The organism is Streptomyces sp. NRRL F-5126 (genome assembly GCF_000721265.1).
Lineage (GTDB): Bacteria > Actinomycetota > Actinomycetes > Streptomycetales > Streptomycetaceae > Streptomyces.
The window spans coordinates 439,226-454,671 of the sequence record NZ_JOFZ01000008.1; the positions used below are offsets into that span (position 1 = coordinate 439,226).

At 73.8% G+C, this 15,446-nt stretch carries 10 protein-coding genes; 5 read left to right on the forward strand and 5 right to left on the reverse strand.

From position 1 onward, the window contains the following. Positions 1-112 precede the first annotated feature (112 nt). Positions 113-1,735: a hypothetical protein gene (locus IH48_RS0120105; protein ID WP_030906172.1), complete on the reverse strand. Its 1,623-nt coding sequence runs from the start codon at positions 1,733-1,735 to the stop codon at positions 113-115. A 651-nt stretch (positions 1,736-2,386) separates the two neighbouring features. Here IH48_RS0120105 and IH48_RS0120110 point away from each other — a divergent pair. Next, a complete protein-coding gene (locus tag IH48_RS0120110; RefSeq protein WP_030906174.1) occupies positions 2,387-4,519 on the forward strand; it encodes an asparagine synthase-related protein in 2,133 nt (710 codons plus the stop codon). Positions 4,520-4,593: 74 nt separating this feature from the next. On the opposite strand, the gene IH48_RS0120115 is transcribed toward IH48_RS0120110, so the two are convergent. Beyond that, complete coding sequence (locus IH48_RS0120115; protein ID WP_030906176.1) at positions 4,594-5,202, reverse strand: TetR/AcrR family transcriptional regulator; 609 nt, start codon at positions 5,200-5,202, stop codon at positions 4,594-4,596. A gap of 131 nt (positions 5,203-5,333) precedes the next feature. On the opposite strand from IH48_RS0120115, the gene IH48_RS0120120 reads away from it, so the two are divergent. Then, a complete protein-coding gene (locus IH48_RS0120120; protein WP_030906178.1) occupies positions 5,334-6,047 on the forward strand; it encodes an SDR family oxidoreductase in 714 nt (237 codons plus the stop codon). A 3-nt stretch (positions 6,048-6,050) separates the two neighbouring features. Here IH48_RS0120120 and IH48_RS0120125 read toward each other — a convergent pair whose 3' ends face one another. After that, positions 6,051-8,096 carry a sigma-70 family RNA polymerase sigma factor gene (locus IH48_RS0120125; RefSeq protein WP_030906180.1) on the reverse strand — a complete coding sequence of 682 codons (2,046 nt, stop codon included), beginning with the start codon at positions 8,094-8,096 and terminating at the stop codon, positions 6,051-6,053. Positions 8,097-8,344: 248 nt separating this feature from the next. Further along, complete coding sequence (locus tag IH48_RS0120130) at positions 8,345-9,184, reverse strand: TetR/AcrR family transcriptional regulator (RefSeq protein WP_030906182.1); 840 nt, start codon at positions 9,182-9,184, stop codon at positions 8,345-8,347. A 341-nt stretch (positions 9,185-9,525) separates the two neighbouring features. On the opposite strand from IH48_RS0120130, the gene IH48_RS0120135 reads away from it, so the two are divergent. After that, positions 9,526-10,908 (forward strand): NAD(P)/FAD-dependent oxidoreductase, encoded by a 1,383-nt coding sequence (locus IH48_RS0120135; RefSeq protein ID WP_051840189.1) that lies wholly within the window; start codon positions 9,526-9,528, stop codon positions 10,906-10,908. Positions 10,909-11,154: 246 nt separating this feature from the next. Next, positions 11,155-12,855, forward strand: coding sequence for an ATP-binding SpoIIE family protein phosphatase (locus IH48_RS0120140; RefSeq protein ID WP_030906186.1), 1,701 nt, complete (start codon positions 11,155-11,157; stop codon positions 12,853-12,855). 37 nt (positions 12,856-12,892) lie between these two features. On the opposite strand, the gene IH48_RS0120145 is transcribed toward IH48_RS0120140, so the two are convergent. Beyond that, positions 12,893-14,191, reverse strand: a complete 1,299-nt coding sequence (locus IH48_RS0120145; RefSeq protein ID WP_030906189.1) for an MFS transporter — start codon at positions 14,189-14,191, stop codon at positions 12,893-12,895. Positions 14,192-14,390: 199 nt separating this feature from the next. Here IH48_RS0120145 and IH48_RS0120150 point away from each other — a divergent pair, with 199 nt between their 5' ends. Then, positions 14,391-14,969, forward strand: coding sequence for a MarR family winged helix-turn-helix transcriptional regulator (locus tag IH48_RS0120150; RefSeq protein WP_030906191.1), 579 nt, complete (start codon positions 14,391-14,393; stop codon positions 14,967-14,969). Positions 14,970-15,446 lie beyond the last annotated feature (477 nt).

A 15,446-nucleotide genomic window follows, 5' to 3' on the forward strand; every position in this document is an offset into this window, starting at 1 on the left:
CGCCCCCGCGCCGCCGGGTCCTGCCGCCCGGCCGCCCGGCCGCCCGCCGGTCAAGGACCGCGGTGGCCGCCACCTCCGTGCCCGGGCCACGACTCCCCGTGCGGGGGCCCGCCTACGCCGGCGCCATCAGCAGCGGCCTCGCCTGCTCGCGCAGGCGCGCGACGCGGGGCTCGTCCCCGTAGGGCTCGAGGCGGTGCAGCAGGTCCCTGACGTACTCCGTCGTACGCGCCGACGAGATGCGGCCCGCCACCTCCACCGCGCGTGAGCCCGCCGCGCACGCCGCGTCCAGATTGCCGGACTCCAGCTCGGCGACGGCGCTCACGACCAGCCGCAGGCCGTGGGAGCGCACGAACTCCTCCGTCGGCTTCGACAGCGCCTGCTCGGTGAACCTGCGCACCTGCCGCGGCAGTTTCAGGTCGCGATAGCACTCCGCGGCGTCGGCGGCGAACCGGTCGTACGAGTAGAACGCCAGCCAGGTCGGGTCCGCGTCGCCCTCGCGCGAGCGCTCCAGCCAGCCCTCGGCCGCCTTGAGCGCCGCGCCGGCCGTCGTCGCGTCGCCCGCCTTCGCGTGCGCGCGGGCCTCGACGAGGCGGAAGAAGCTCATGGTGCGCGCCGTCGCCAGGCCCCTGTTGCGCTCGACGGCGGCCTGCGCCAGGTCGACGCCCTCGTCGGCGAAGCCCCGGTACGTCGCCTGGAGGGACATCGACGCGAGCACGTACCCGCCGAGCGGCACGTCCGCCGCCGCGCGGGCGAGCCGCAGCGCCTGGATGTAGTAGCGCTGCGCGGCCTCCTGCTGGCCGGTGTCGAAGGCCATCCACCCGGCGAGCCTGGTCAGTTCCGCCGTGGCGCCGAACAGGCCGCGCCCGACCTCGTCGCTGTAGGCGCCGAGCAGCAGCGGCGCCGCGTCGACCCGCAGGCACTCGGGCACCATGGAGGAACGCCAGTCGCCGCCGCCGTACTTGGAGTCCCAGCGTCTCGCGTCCGCGGCCGCCTCGCGCAGCTTCGCGACGTCGCTGTGGCCGACCCTGAGCGGTGCCGCGGCGTCGGCGGCGGCGCCGTTCGCGCCGTCGGCGCCGGGCTGCTGGAGGCCGGCGGTGCCCGTGCCCGCCACCGTGGCCCCTGCCGCCGCCGCGGTCCCCTCGGCCGCCGCCTGCGCGCCGGGGCCGCCCGTGCCCGTGCCGGCGCCCGCCTGGCCGGTTCTGCGGCCCCGCGCGGTGTCCGCGCCGTGCGCCCCGCGCGCGGCCAGCGCGACGGACGTGTCGCGTGCCACGGAGGAATCGGCGGGCGATATCAGCCAGCGTGAGGCGGGCGTCGCGTAAGCGCTCACCGAGAACGATCCCGCCAGCGACTGCCACAGGCCTCCTGAGCCGGCCCTGCGGCCCGCGAGGTCGAGGCGGTACAGCTCCGTGGCCGTGCGCACCGCCTGGCCGACATCGCGCGGGAACGCCAGCCCGACCTCGGGCGCCGGATCCGCGTCCGCGAGCCCGATCTCGTGCAGCGGTACCGGCCTGCCGAGCTTCGCCCCGATCGCGGACGCGATCAGGTGGGGCGCGGCGCCCTGCGGCACCATGCCCTTCGACACCCACCGCGCCACGGACGTCTTGTCATAACGGAGCGTCAGGCCGCGTTGCGCCCCGAGGTCGTTGACACGCCTGGCAAGCCCGGCGTTGCTGATTCCCGCGAGGGCGAGGACCGTACCGAGCTTCTCGTTCGGCCCGCGTAGCTCCCTGGACATGCGTCACCCCTCGACACACAGACGGCCGCCGCGTCGCGGCATAGGCGCGCGGCATTCGTAAACCCAGCGTAGTTCGCCACATCCCGACCGTTAAGGGGCGGACTTCCGGATGGCGGGAATGTGGTCCGTCGGCGGGACGCACATCCGTGCGGCCGGCGGCGGCGCACGCCGTCGTGACGACGCGCCGTGCTCCTCCCGTGTGGCCGTGCGCCCGGACGTGCGCCGTGGCCGCCCGCCGGGGAGAGCGCTTCCATGGGTCCTGCGTGGGTCGGCCCGCTGCGTACTGGAACCAGCGGGCTGGGGGACACCGCCGCCCCAATCCCCGCGGGCGGCGGACCGGTCCGGGAGGCGCGAGGCGTCCTCCCGGACCGAGCGTGCGTACGTTCCCCGCGTGCTTCCGCACGCCCGGCCGCGGTGCGGCGCCGCTCGCGGATTTGGCCGAATGACGCCCGTCGTGCGCCGACGCCGGCGGCGGACCGCCGCCGGGCGAAGGGTTCCCGGCAAGGGGCGTGTTCCGGCCAGTTGGCTCATGCCAGGGGCGCATGCGCCACGCGGCCCGTGCCTCCGTCCCCCCTCCTGTGCGCCGTTGGCGTGGCAGCATGGTCCCGAACGGGCTATGGCTTGGATTGTCCACAGGGTGTGGAGGCGGCGATGCGCTGGCTGGTGGGGTGGAGCAGTATCGCCGCTCATTTCGGCACGGTCGGTGCCGTAGACTCCCTCGGCGACCTCGACGACGGCGGCACGATCACGCCCGTGGGCTCCCAACTCCTGTGGGGGGACCCGGATCCGCTGTGGGCCGTCGGCGACTGGCGGCCCGACGAGGTACGCGTCGTGTCCGTCGACCCGTTCAACCGCCTGGCCGTCCTCGGCTGCTGCGGCGCCACCGACGACGAACTGCGCCTGGGGATCGTCGCCGCGCGCGGCGGCGCCCTGCGCCACCTGACCGCCTGGCCCGGCAGCTACACCGCCGTCGCGCAGATAGGGCGGCGCATCACCATCGCGGGCGACCTCGCGGGCGCGCGCCCCGTCTTCCACACGCCCTGGGCGGGCGGCACCGCCTACGCCACCGCGGCCCTGCCGCTCGCCGACCTCATCGAGGCCCAGCTCGACGTCGGGCATCTCGCGGCGCTGCTCGCCTGCCCCGAGACGCCCGAGGCGCTGCGCGACTCCACCCCCTACGAGGGTGTCAAGCGCATCCCGCCGGGCCACGCGCTGATCCTGCGCGAGGGCTCGCGCGAGATCACCGGCTACGAACCCGTCGCGTCCCTCGCCGTCGCCGCGCCGCAGCGCGACCCCGAACACGCCGTACGCGACGTGAAGGACGCCCTCGTCGAGGCCGTGCGCACGCGCCTCACGGCGCCGCGCCACGCGCCCGAGACGCCCCTGCCCGATCCGGGCCCCGTGCCGGGCATGGGCCCGGCGGACCGCCGCGCCGCACGCGGCGCCCCGCTGCCCGGCATCGGCGCCGACCTCTCGGGAGGCAGCGCGTCCGCCACGCTCGCGCTGCTCGCCGCCGGGCTGCCCGGCGCGCCAGGCACGGTGCTCGGACACGGCACGGGCGCCGGCGAACGCCTGCTCGCCGTCACGTTCAACGACCTCACCACCGGCGGCAGGGACGACGCGGAACTCGAACGTGCGGGCCTCATCGCGGAGAACCCGCGCCTCCACCACGTCGTGGTCGCGGGCGGCGCCGAGGCGCTGCCGTACGCCGACCTCGACGGGCCGCTCACCGACGAGCCGGGGCCCGCACTCGTCGGGGCCGCCCGCCACAAGCGGCGCCTCGCGGCGGGCAGCGCCGACCACTTGACGGGCGCCGGCGCGCGGCAGGTGCTCGACGCGCACCCCGCGCGCCTGGCCGACCTCCTGCTCGACCGGCGCAGACGCCACCTGCTCCATCCCGTGACGGAACTGGCCCGCTCCGAACTGGCGCGTTCCGAGGGGGCGTCGGCGTTCTCGCTGTTCTCGCTCTTCGTTCCGCTGACCGTCTACCGGGCGGCCCGCCGTCTGGCCCGCACGCCGTACCGCACCGGAATGGAGGACGCCGCCGCCCGGTTGCCCGCGGCGAACCGGGCTGCGCCCACGAACGGTTACGGCGGCCCCGTCGACGCCTCCCTCGCCGCACTCACCTGGTCGCGCCCGGGTCCCGCCGCGCGCTGGCTGACGGGGGAGGCGCTCGCCCAGGTCTCCCAGCGGCTGCACGCGGCAGCCACCCGCCCCACCTCCGTACAGCGCCCGGGCGAGGCACGCGCGCGTGCGGCACTCGCGCGCTACGCCGCCGACCACCGCGTCTTCGAGCAGGCCGCGGAGATCCGCAGCCAGCGGCTGCACGCGCCGTTCCTCGACAACCAGGTCGTACGCGCGTGCCGCGAGCTGCCCGAGGCGCTGCGCGTCCAGCCCGACGCGCGCGCGGAGGTGCTGCGCACGGTCCTCGCGGGCACCGGCATCCACGACCTGCCGCCCGGCTGGGGCGCCACCTCGCGCGCGACGTACGCGGCGGCCGACCGCGCCGGCCTGCGCTCCGCGGTGGGCGAGCTGGTCTCGCTGTTCGACGCGCCGCTGCTCGCGGACGCGGGCCTCGTGGAGGCCCGGGTGGTGCGCAAGGCGCTGCGCGCCGCGGCGGACGGCGAACCGGTGCCCCTGGACGGCCTGGCCGACCTCGTCTCCACCGAACTGTGGCTGCGCCGCCTGCTGTCCCGCAGGGGGACGTGCTGGACGGGCACCGCGGCGCCGCGCCGGCGCGCGGTGGCGGGCGGCGTGATCCCGCGCCCGAAGCTCAGCACCTGAGCACCTGAGCGCTTTGAGCACCTGAGCACCTGAGCACCTGAGTGCTTGAGTACCTTCCCCCGGGACGCCGGTGGTCAGCCGCGCACCGCGGCCAGGCAGTCGTCGTACAGGTCGATGATCTCGCCCTGGCCGCCGCCCGCGACCCACGTCATCGACGCGGCGTCCAGGCAGGCGAACGAGGTGCCGATCACCGCGCGAGCCCTGACGGCGGCGGTGCCGGCGCCCCCGCCCATGCGCGCCTCGATCAGCGGCAGCAGATCCTCCTGGAACCGCAGCTGCTTCTCCAGCCGGCCGGCGCGCAGCGAGGCCGTCGTGTGCACGAGCCGGAACCGCTCGAATGCCTGCTCGCGACTCTCGTGCAGGGCCAGTACGGCGGCGACCCCGGCGCGCAGGACCTCCCAGACGCCGGCCTCGTCCGGCTGCTCGCCGATCGCGGCCGTCAGGACCTGCCTGAACCGGTCCTGGTCGGCGCCGAGCAGGTCTTCCTTGCCGTGGAAGTAGCGGAAGAGCGTGCGCTGGGAGACCCCGGCCTCCCTGGCGATCTGGGCGACGGTCGTCTCGTCGTAGCCCTGCTCGGTGAACAGGCGCAGGGCCGTGTCGAGGATCTCCCGCGAGGCCAGCTGCCGCGTCCGGTCCCACAGCGTGGCCGGTGTCCCCGTCGCCGTCCTGGCTTCCTGCTTCATGCCACCAGATTAGCCCAGCACTGCCAGCATGACACTCGCACGGGGGATGGCAGTCGCTGCCAGGCTGCCGTACGCTGACAGAAGTGGGCGGCGAGCCGCCTGCCTTGCGACAGCACACGAAGGAGTACGTCATGTCCGCACCCACAGCTCTGATCACCGGCGGTACGAGCGGTATCGGCAAGGCGACGGCCGAGCTGCTCCACTCGCGCGGCCATCGCGTCATGGTCAGCGGACTCGGCAACGCGACCGGCGCGGGTCTGCCCGAAGGCGTCACGGTCGTCCGGGCCGACGCGCGGTCACTGCCCGACATCGACCGCCTGATGGACCACGCGCGCAGGCAGTTCGGCTCCCTCGACCTGCTCTTCCTCAATGCGGGCATCTCCCGCCCAGGTCCTGTCGAGTCGACCGACGAGGAGACCTTCGACGCGCTGTTCGGCATCAACGTCAAGGGCAACTTCTTCACCCTGCAAAAGGCGCTCCCGCTCCTCAAGGAGGGGTCGTCGGTCGTGTTCACCGTGGGCGCGGGCGAGGTGGTCGGAGCCGCCATGAAGGCCGCGAAGGGCGCCCTGCTGCCCCTCATGCGGTCCCTCGCGATCGAGCTCGCGCCCCGCCGCATCCGCGTCAACGCCGTCAGCCCCGGGCTGATCGACACCCCCGCATACGGCAAGCTGGGCGTCTCCCAGGAGATGGTCGACGCCTGGGGCCGTGACGTGCCGCTGGGCCGCGCGGGCAGCGCCGTCGACATAGCCGAGGCGGTGGCCTTCCTCGCCTCGGACGCCGCCGCCTACATCACCGGCGACGACCTCGTGGTCTCCGGCGGCGTCGGCGTGCACGCCCGCGCGTGACGGTCAGCCGCACTCGATCCGTGCGTCGGCCCAGTCCGCCACCGCGACCGCGCTGAACGGAGTCACCGGCTGCACCACGAGCCTGATCGTCTTCTGCCCCTCGACGTTCACGGAAACCGGCACGGCCGCCTGACGGCCCCGCACCACGGGCGACGTCCACAGGCGCCCGCCGTCGCCGTACACGGAGAAGCGCAGCGAACCGATGCCCAGCGTCACGTCGTCCACGCCGACGGACGCCCGGTACGTCGAGCACGGACGGTTCAGGTCGATCGTGACGCTGCTCGGCGCGTGCATGCTCACGCCGTAGCCGTAGCGCGTCCCACCGACGGACATACCGGACCGCTGCCACAGGAACCCGGCCGCGCCGAGCCGCACCCGCGGGTCCGTGGCGTCGCCGAACTGGCCGTACCGCAGCTGGTTCACGTGAAAGACGGACGGCGGCGGGGGAGGCGGCGGCGTCGGGGTCGGTTTCGGCGGCGTCGGAGACGGTTGCGGCGGCGTGTGCGACGGCGCCGGCGGCGGTGTCGTCGGCTTGGGCTTGGGCGTCGGCGCCTGAGAGGGCCGCGGCGGGGCCGGGTGCGGCGTGTGCGCCCTCGGCGCGGGGGCGGCCGGGGGCGCGGGTTTCGCGGGCGGCTTGTGCGACGGCACGGGGATCTGCGGCACGAGCGGTTGCGCCGCCGGCGGCTTGGCCTCGGCCGGTGGGGCCTTCTTGCCGTCGCCGGAGGTGAGCGCCCAGACGAGCCCCGCGGCCGCGGCGACCGCGGCGAGCGCGGCAGCGCCGACCTTCAGCGGTGTACTGGCGCCCTCGGCGGCGGCGCCACCCGCCGCGCCGCCGGAGGCGGCCCCCGAGGAGGCGCCCGCGGCGGCTGCCGTGCCCGCGCCCGCGGCGCCCGCGGCGGCGCCGCCGATGATGCCCAGGGCCTTGAGCGAGAACCCGGTGGCGAACCAGCCGATGACGGCGACCGGAACGACGGCCGGGATCTGCGCGTTGACCGACGCCAACTCCCCGGCCGCCATGCGGCACTTGGCGCACTCCTCCAGATGCTTGCGCAGGCCGCGCTCGGCGCGCATCCGCAGCCCGCCCCGCGCGTACGCGCCGAGCCGGTCCGCATACCGCGCGCAGTCGCCGCCCGCGGTCAGCGCGGAGCTGACATGCGCCTGGAGGTACGCCTGCTTGAGGCCCTCGCGCGCCCGCCCGGCCAGTACGGCCGTCGCGTTGGCGCTCAGGCCGAAGAGCGGCGCCACCTGGCTCGGCGGCTCCTCCTCGATGGTGGTGTGCCACAGCACCGCCTGCCACCGCTCCGGCAGCGAGCGGAACGCCTGCATCGCCAGCGACTGCTCGGCCTCGTGCATCGCGCGGACGTCCGCGCCCAGTTCGAGCGTGTCGTCATCGGAGACCGTCGAGGACGCGGCTGCCTGCGCCGCGAACACCGCGAAGTCCTCGACGAGGTGCTCGCGCTTCGCGGTCTTCGCCCACGCCGCCGCCGCCCTGCGCACCGTGGTGAGCAGGTAGGCCCGCACGGCCTGCTCGGGACCCGCGCCGCCACGGACGGCCTGGAGCGTGCGGGCGAACACCTCGGCCGTGAGGTCGTCGGCCGTGTCCGCGTCGCGGCAGCACGTACGCGCGTACCGGCGCACGGCGACCGAGTGGCGCCTGAACAGCTCCTCGTACGCGCTGTCGTCGCCCTCCCGCATCCGCTGGACGAGGTCCGAGTCGGCGAGGGGCGGCGCGGCCGTGGCGGCGGTACGCGCCGACTGCGAGCCCTGCCGCTGTGCGGGCGAGGGCACCTTGGGCAGCGGCGCCGTGGGCGCGGGGTCGCCGCGCCCCTCGCGCTGCTGCGGCACGTTGGTGTCGGCCTCGGGACCCGTTCCGTCCGCCGGGCCGGGCTCGGCTGCCGGCCCCGGCACGCCGGGAGGCCCGACCGGCCCTCCGGCCCCGGCGGGGCCGCCCTGACCCGGCACTTGGCGCGCCGATGGGCCGCCGCCGTCCGTACCGCCGTCCGCGCCGCCGGGCCCGCCCTGCGATTCGTCCCGTCCCTCACCGCTCATCGCGGCAGCCCCCGTATGCACCATGAGACCCAAACACCGGGTAAGCGTGCCACAGCGCAGAGGCACGGCGTGAGCGGTTCCGGCTCAACCACACGCCAGGGGCGCGAAGTGGGCACCGGGTCCGCTCTTCTCCCCCTCGGGACCGTCTCGCGGCCGCCCGGCCCACACAGGAAAGGCACGTCAGTTCGGGAGCTGAGAAACGGTGGGCGCCCTGACACACGGCCCGGCCGCCACCGCCGGTCAAAGCCTCACAGCGCCCGCGGGCGCAGCCCCTCGAGCAGGATGTCGAGCAACCGTGCCGACGCGGCGGCCTGTTGCGTCGCGTCCGGCAGCGAGGGCGCGGCCGTCGCGATCACCAGCAGCACATCGGCGACGGTCACATCGAGGCGCAGCTCACCGGCCTCCCTGGCACGCGCCACCAACTGCCCGACGACATCCAGCAGCTCGACCGCGCCCGGCGCGTCCAGCTCGTCGACGCTCAACCGGGGCTCGATCGGGTGCACCTCGCCCTCCCCGGCATGGCGCTGCTGCGGCACGCGCCTCTCCCCGGGCATCGACACCTCGTCGGACGCCATCCGCACGCGCAGCACCTGGGGCGGCAGCAGCCGGCCCGCGCCCGACGCGACCGATGTGCGCAGGAAACGCGAGAGCGCCGACCAGGGCTCCTCCTCCTGCCCGAGGGCGGTACGCGCCTGATCTGTCAGCCGGGACGTCTCCTCCTCGGCTATCCGCCGCACCAGCACGTCCTTGCTGGGGAAGCGGCGGTACACCGTGCCCACGCCGACCCTGGCCCTGCGTGCCACGTCCTCCATCGGCGCGCCGTAGCCCAGCTCGCTGAAGACCTCGCGCGCGGCGCGCAGCACGTGTTCGAGGTTGCGCTGTGCGTCGACCCGCAGCGGCACGGAACGCCCGCCCCCCGCGGTGCTCGTGGCCGGCTGACCGGCGCCCTGCGCACCCTGCGCCGCTGTCACCTGTGCCGGCCCCCCGATGTTTTCCGGCGCGACGGCCTTCACCGCCGCACCGTCACCCGCCGCGCCGTCACTGTCGACGACCGGCGCGCCCTGCCAATACGAATCCTTAATGCGCATGACCGTTCCCCCGGCTCATGTACGTCTCCCCCCGGAGACATTCCCCGTTTTCGACACGAAGGGCGCAGACCAGTCACGGACCCGCACCCCGACGGGATACGAACATAGTTGAGCCCACCGTAATTCAGAAGGGGTAATTCCGTCCGGACGGCCCCCGACCGGAGGAAGGGGGAGAAGATATTGGATTCAATCAACATTCGCCACGGTGCACATGGGCACTGACCTGCGCGTCCCCCGGTAATCGTGGCGATATGCCCCAGGGTGTGCGCCGGAACGCTCCGGTCACACAATTTGCCGGGGCTGTGGACAAACCCCGGCTCGCGTTGCCTCATGGTCAGGTGATGGCTGACACCCCCCGAGACACCACACGCGGAGCAGGGACCGCAGCGCGCATTCTCGTCGTCGGCGGCGGTTACGTAGGGCTGTACACGGCCCTCGGGCTCCAGCGGAGGCTCAGCGCGGGCGAAGCCGCCATCACGGTCGTCTCGGCCGACCCGTACATGACCTACCAGCCCTTCCTCTCGGAGGCCGCCGCGGGCAACATCTCGCCGCGTCACGTCGTCGTACCACTGCGCCGCGTCCTCGACGGGTGCACCGTCGTCGTCGGCGAGGCGACCGCCGTCTCGCACGCCGAACGGACCGTCACCGTGCGGACGGCCGCCTCCATGGAGGACGGCACCGGCACCTTCGGGATGCCCTACGACGAACTCGTCCTCGCGCCCGGCTCCGTCGCCCGTACCCTCCCCGTGCCGGGACTCGCCGAGCACGGCCTCGGGTTCAGGACGGTGGAGGAGGCCATCGGCCTGCGCAACCACGTCATCGAGCAGCTCGACATCGCCTCGTCCACGCGCGACCCCGGCGTCCTGGAGGCGGCACTCACCTTCGTCGTCGTCGGCGGCGGGTACGCGGGCGTCGAGGCGCTCGCCGAACTGCAGGACATGGCCGCGTACGCCACGCGCTACTACCACAACCTCAAGGCCGAGGACCTGAGATGGGTGCTCGTCGAGCCGGACGCGCGCATCCTGCCCGAGGTCGGCGAGGAGATGGGCGACTACGCGGTGCGCGAGCTGCGCCGCCGCAACGTCGACGTGCGCCTGGAGACCCGGCTCGTGTCCTGCGAGGGCCGCGTCGCCCATCTCAGCGACGGCACGGTCCTGCCCACCCGCACGCTCGTGTGGACCGCCGGCGTCAGGCCGAATCCCCTCGTCGGCGCGACCGACCTGCCGCGCGACGCGGAGGGCAGGCTCCTGTGCACGGCCCAACTGCGTGTCGCCGGCACGGAGCACGCCTGGGCCGCGGGCGACGCGGCGGCCGTGCCCGACCTGGCCGCGGCGGAAGAGGGCGCCCTGTGCGTCCCCGACGCGCAACACGCCGTGCGCCAGGCGAAGAGGCTCGCCATGAACATCGCCGCCTCGCTGCACGGCGAACCGCTCGGCGAATACCGGCACGCGCACATGGGCTCGGTCGCCTCCCTCGGCCTGCACGAGGGCGTCGCGTACGTGCGCGGCCGGCGCCTGAAGGGCTATCCGGCCTGGCTGCTGCACCGCGCGTACCACCTCAGCCGCGTCCCCACCTTCAACCGCAAGGCGCGCGTCCTCGCGGAATGGACGCTGTCGGGCCTGTTCAAACGGGAGATCGTCTCCCTCGGCTCGCTCGAGCACCCGCGCGCCGAGTTCGAGAGCGCGGCGGGCCGCGAACCGCCCGGCGGGCCGGGGAAGATATAGCGACCCGGGACCGCGCCGCCCGCCCCCACCGTCACGGCGGGCACTACTGTCAGTGGGCTCCGCCACACTGGACGTGTGACCATGGAGCGGTCCGCACGGGTACGGCCCGTGGGCGCCGTCCCGCCCAGCACCGCCGCACCGCCGCAGACCGCACCACGCACCACCCGCCGGGCCCGACGCGTCGGGCCCGGCGGACGCCACCGCGCCACGACGACAGCACGACACCACACGAGGCCTGAAAGAACCGTGAACTTCACGCGTTGGAGCGCCCGGCTCCCCCGCAGCACGCAGCGCCGAACCGCCACGCGCGGCGACCGCGGATCGGTGCCGGCCGCCCGCGGCGAGTACGAGCGGCCCGCCACGGAAGGCGAGGGCGGCAAGGAGGCAGGGCAACGCCCGCTCACCCCCGACGACCTGGCGGTACGGCAGGTGCTCGGCGAACTGCCCGCACTCGTCGCGCTGGTGCACGGCCCCGAGCACCGTGTCTCCTACGTCAACGACGCCTACGAGGCGGCTTTCGGCGCACGCGAGCTGGGCAGCCCCGCCGCCGGCAGCTGCCCCGAACTGGCCGACCTCGGACTCATGCCGCTGCTCGACCAGGTGCTGCGCAGCGGCACGCCACGCACCGTCAAGTCCCGCAGGATCGCCGTGCCCGGCCACCTGCACACCGGGCGCACGGGCCCGGCCGGGCAGTCCGAGCGGCGGGCGGAAGGGTCGTTCACGGTCACGTGCGCGCCGGTCGGCCGCGAGGGCACCGGCGGCGTCCTCGTCTTCGCGGCGGACGTCACCGACCACGCGGAGGCGGCCGAGCGGCTGCGCGCGAGCGACCGCAGGCACCGCGAGACGGCGGTCACTCTCCAGCGGTCCCTGCTGCCGCAGGAGCTGGAACAACCCGACGACCTGCGCGTCGCGGCCACGTACCAGCCGGGCGGCGCCGACGCGGCCGTCGGCGGCGACTGGTACGACGTGATCACCCTCGGCGCCGGCCGCACAGCCCTCGTCATCGGGGACGTGATGGGCAGGGGCGTGCGCGCCGCCGCCGTCATGGGGCAACTGCGCACCGCCGTCCGCGCCTACGCGCGTCTCGACCTGCCGCCGCACGAGGTCCTGCAGCTACTCGACGGCCTCGCCGCCGAGATCGACGCCAGCCAGATCGCCACCTGCGTCTACGCCGTCCACGACCCCAACGAGGGCGTCCTCGTCTACGCGTCGGCCGGCCACCTGCCGATCCTCGTCAGGTCCGAGGACGGCACGGTCGCCCGCGGCGCCGACCCGACGGGCCCGCCGCTCGGCACGGGCGGCTGGATGCACACCTCGGGATCCATCCCGCTGCCGCCGGGATCCACCGCGGTCCTCTACACGGACGGCCTGGTGGAGCGGCGCGGCGAGGACATCTACGAGGGCGTCGCCAAGCTGGAGAAGGCGCTGTCCGGCGCCCAGGGCACGCCGCAGGTCGTCTGCGACCGGCTGCTGCGCAGCCAGGGCATCACCGCCGAGCACGACGACGACGTCGCGGTGCTCGTCCTCCAGCACCCCGCACGTACGGGAAGCGACGCGGAGCTCTTCCACAACGCGGCCCTCGAACTCCTCGGCGGCGTCGAGGCGGCACCCCGCGCCCGCGCCTTCGCGTCGGGCGTACTCGCGTCCTGGCGCTTCCCCGTCGAACTGCGCGACCTCGGCGTCCTCGCCGCCAGCGAACTGGTCGCGAACTCGCTCAAGCACGGCGTGCCGCCCATGCGCCTGAGGCTGCGCCGCACGGACCGCCGGCTGATCATCGAGGTCACCGACGGCGACGATCACCTGCCGCGCCGACGCAAGGCCGAACCGGCCGACGAGGCGGGCCGCGGCATCTCCATCGTCGCGACGATCGCCTCGTCCTGGGGCTCACGCCGCACACCGGGCGGCGGAAAGGCCGTGTGGTGCGAGTTCGCCCTGCCCGAGCCCTGACGGCGCCGGGGCGGACCGGTGCCCTGCGGGCGCCGCGTCAGCTCACGCGTCCGGGCGCGTGAGCGAGCCCGTCCGACGGCTCGGGCAGGTGCTGCGCGACCACACGCGACGTCGTCGCGAGCGCCGGCCGCTCCTGACCCGGGGTGAGCCGCCTGCCGAGCCGCACCGCGAGCACCGTCACGGCCAGCGAGAACAGCACGAACGTCGCGATGTACGGGGCGTGCAGCCCTGCGGCCATCGGCGCTCCCACGGCGGGACCCACGGCCAGCGCCAGCTGCTTGACCAGCGCGAACGCCGACTGGTACTGGCCGACCATGGAGCTGGGCGCCAGATCCGACACGAGCGGCGCGACGGTCGGCGACAGCAGCGCCTCCCCGAAGCCGAACAGCCCGTACGTCGACACGAACGCGACCGTCGCCACGGCCTGCCCGGCATGCGCGAGCCCCGCGTACCCGGCGACGACCCACGCGAACGCCCACACGAGCCCCACGAGCGCGATCACGCGCGTGCGCCTCCGGCGCTCCACGGTCCGCAGCACCAGGAACTGCGCCACGACGATCACCGCCGTGTTGACCGCCAGCGCGACCCCGAGCGACGACGGGTCGATGCCCGCGGCGTCCGTGCCGTAGGCGGTGAGGCCGGACTCGAACTGGCCGTAGCAGGCGAAGAACACCACGAACGCGAGGACCAGCATCTGCACCATCGCCCGGTGCGACAGCAGGGCACGCACCCCGTTGCCGCCGGCTGCCGGGACGCCGTCCCCGCCGGCGTCCACGGCGGGCCGCGCGATGCGCACGGTGGCGGCGGCGCCCGCCAGGACGAGGAACATCGCGGCCTCGATGGAGAACAGCAGGGTGAACGTCGCCGGCCGGTGCTCGTCGACGATCTGCCCGCCGACGAGGCCGCCGATGCCGAGGCCCAGGTTCTGCAGGAAGAACTGCGTCGCATACGCCCTGGTCCTGTTCGCGGGCGTCGAGCACCAGACGATCAGGGTGGCGAGCGCCGGCTGGATGACGGCCGTCGAGGCACCAAGCAGTGCGGCGGACGCCACTGCCGCGGTCACCGAGGTGGCGAGGCCGAGCGCCAGCGCGCCTGCGGCGGCGGTCACGGCCGCGCCCATCAGCACGGGGACGGGCCCGCGCCGGTCCATGGCGCGCCCGGTGAACGGCAGCACGGCGAGCGCGGCCATGGCGAACACGGCGAGCACGACGCCGGCCGTGCCGGAACCCAGGCCGCGGACCTGCGCCACGTACACGTAGAGGTAGGGAACGGTGAAGCCCAGGCCGAACGCGCTCATCACGTTCCCGGTCTGGATCCTGCGCATCGCCGTGCTCATCGCCTTGGTCACACACTCACCTGCCTCAGGTCGCCGGGCAGTGCGGGGCTGCCCGTGTACGGGGTGGGAAGGATGTTGAAGTACGGAGTACTGAAGAACGAAGACCTCAGAGGTGAAGACTTCAACACTAAACTTCGATATTGAAGGCTACAGCTCGAAGGGCTTCAACACCAAACGCCAAACGTGGGATACTGAAGCGATGTCCGACACATCCGAGACAGCCGCGGCCACGCCACCGGGGGAGCCGACCCTCGATGAGCAGATCGCCGCCTACCAGCGCGAGTTCCAGGACCTCGACCCCCAGGTCGAGAAGGTTGTCAACGCGCTCGGCCGGCTGAACCGCCGCATGAACGTCGCGTACGGCCGACAGGTCTCCGAGCTGGGCATCAGCAACACGGAGTGGGAGGTGCTCAAGACCCTCGTCATCTCCGGGGCTCCGTACCGCCTCGGCCCCGGCGAGCTGGCCAAGCGGCTCGGCCTGACCCCGGCCGCCATGACCCACCGCATCGACCGCATGGCGGGCGACGGCCTCGTAACCCGCGCCAGGGACGAGAACAACCGGGTCCGCGTCATCGTCGAGCTCACCGACGAGGGCCGTGCCAAGTGGCTCGAGGCCATGCGCATGGCCACGGCGTTCGAGGAGGACCTGCTCCAGGACCTCACCGGCGACGAGCGCGGGGTGCTGGGCGAGATGCTCATCCGCCTGCTCCGCAGGGTGGAGGACACCCAGCCGGACGCGGGGGGCCGCCTGGAGGACCTGGAGCCCGACGAGGACTGACCTCCTTCTTCATCCATTGCATCCATCGGAGCCTGGCGGGTCCTTGACACGGCCCGAGGCGATCCGTAAGGTTCTCCGGGTTGCCAGAGGAGCCGCGAGGTTCCCGGCGACCCTCCCGCCGCTGGAGAGCAAGCGGCAAACCAACACCCGCACGGACCTCGAACGGAACTCTTTTCGGCATGCCGAAAATCCGTCCGAAAGGACTCGATTAGGAGTCCCCAGGGAGATCCGCTAAGGTTTGGAACGTCGGAACGGCCGAGCGAATGGGCCGGAAAGACAACGGCAGGATCCCTTTCTGACGGGGAATCGGACGGAAACAGCGTCTGGTAGAGTTCAGAAACGTAAGGCCGAAGGGAAAGCGCCCGGAGGAATCCTGAGAGGGTTTCCGAAGGAAGCGTCCGTTCCTTGAGAACTCAACAGCGTGCTAAAAGTCAACGCCAGATATGTTGATACCCCGGTCTGCCGGATGTGATGTCC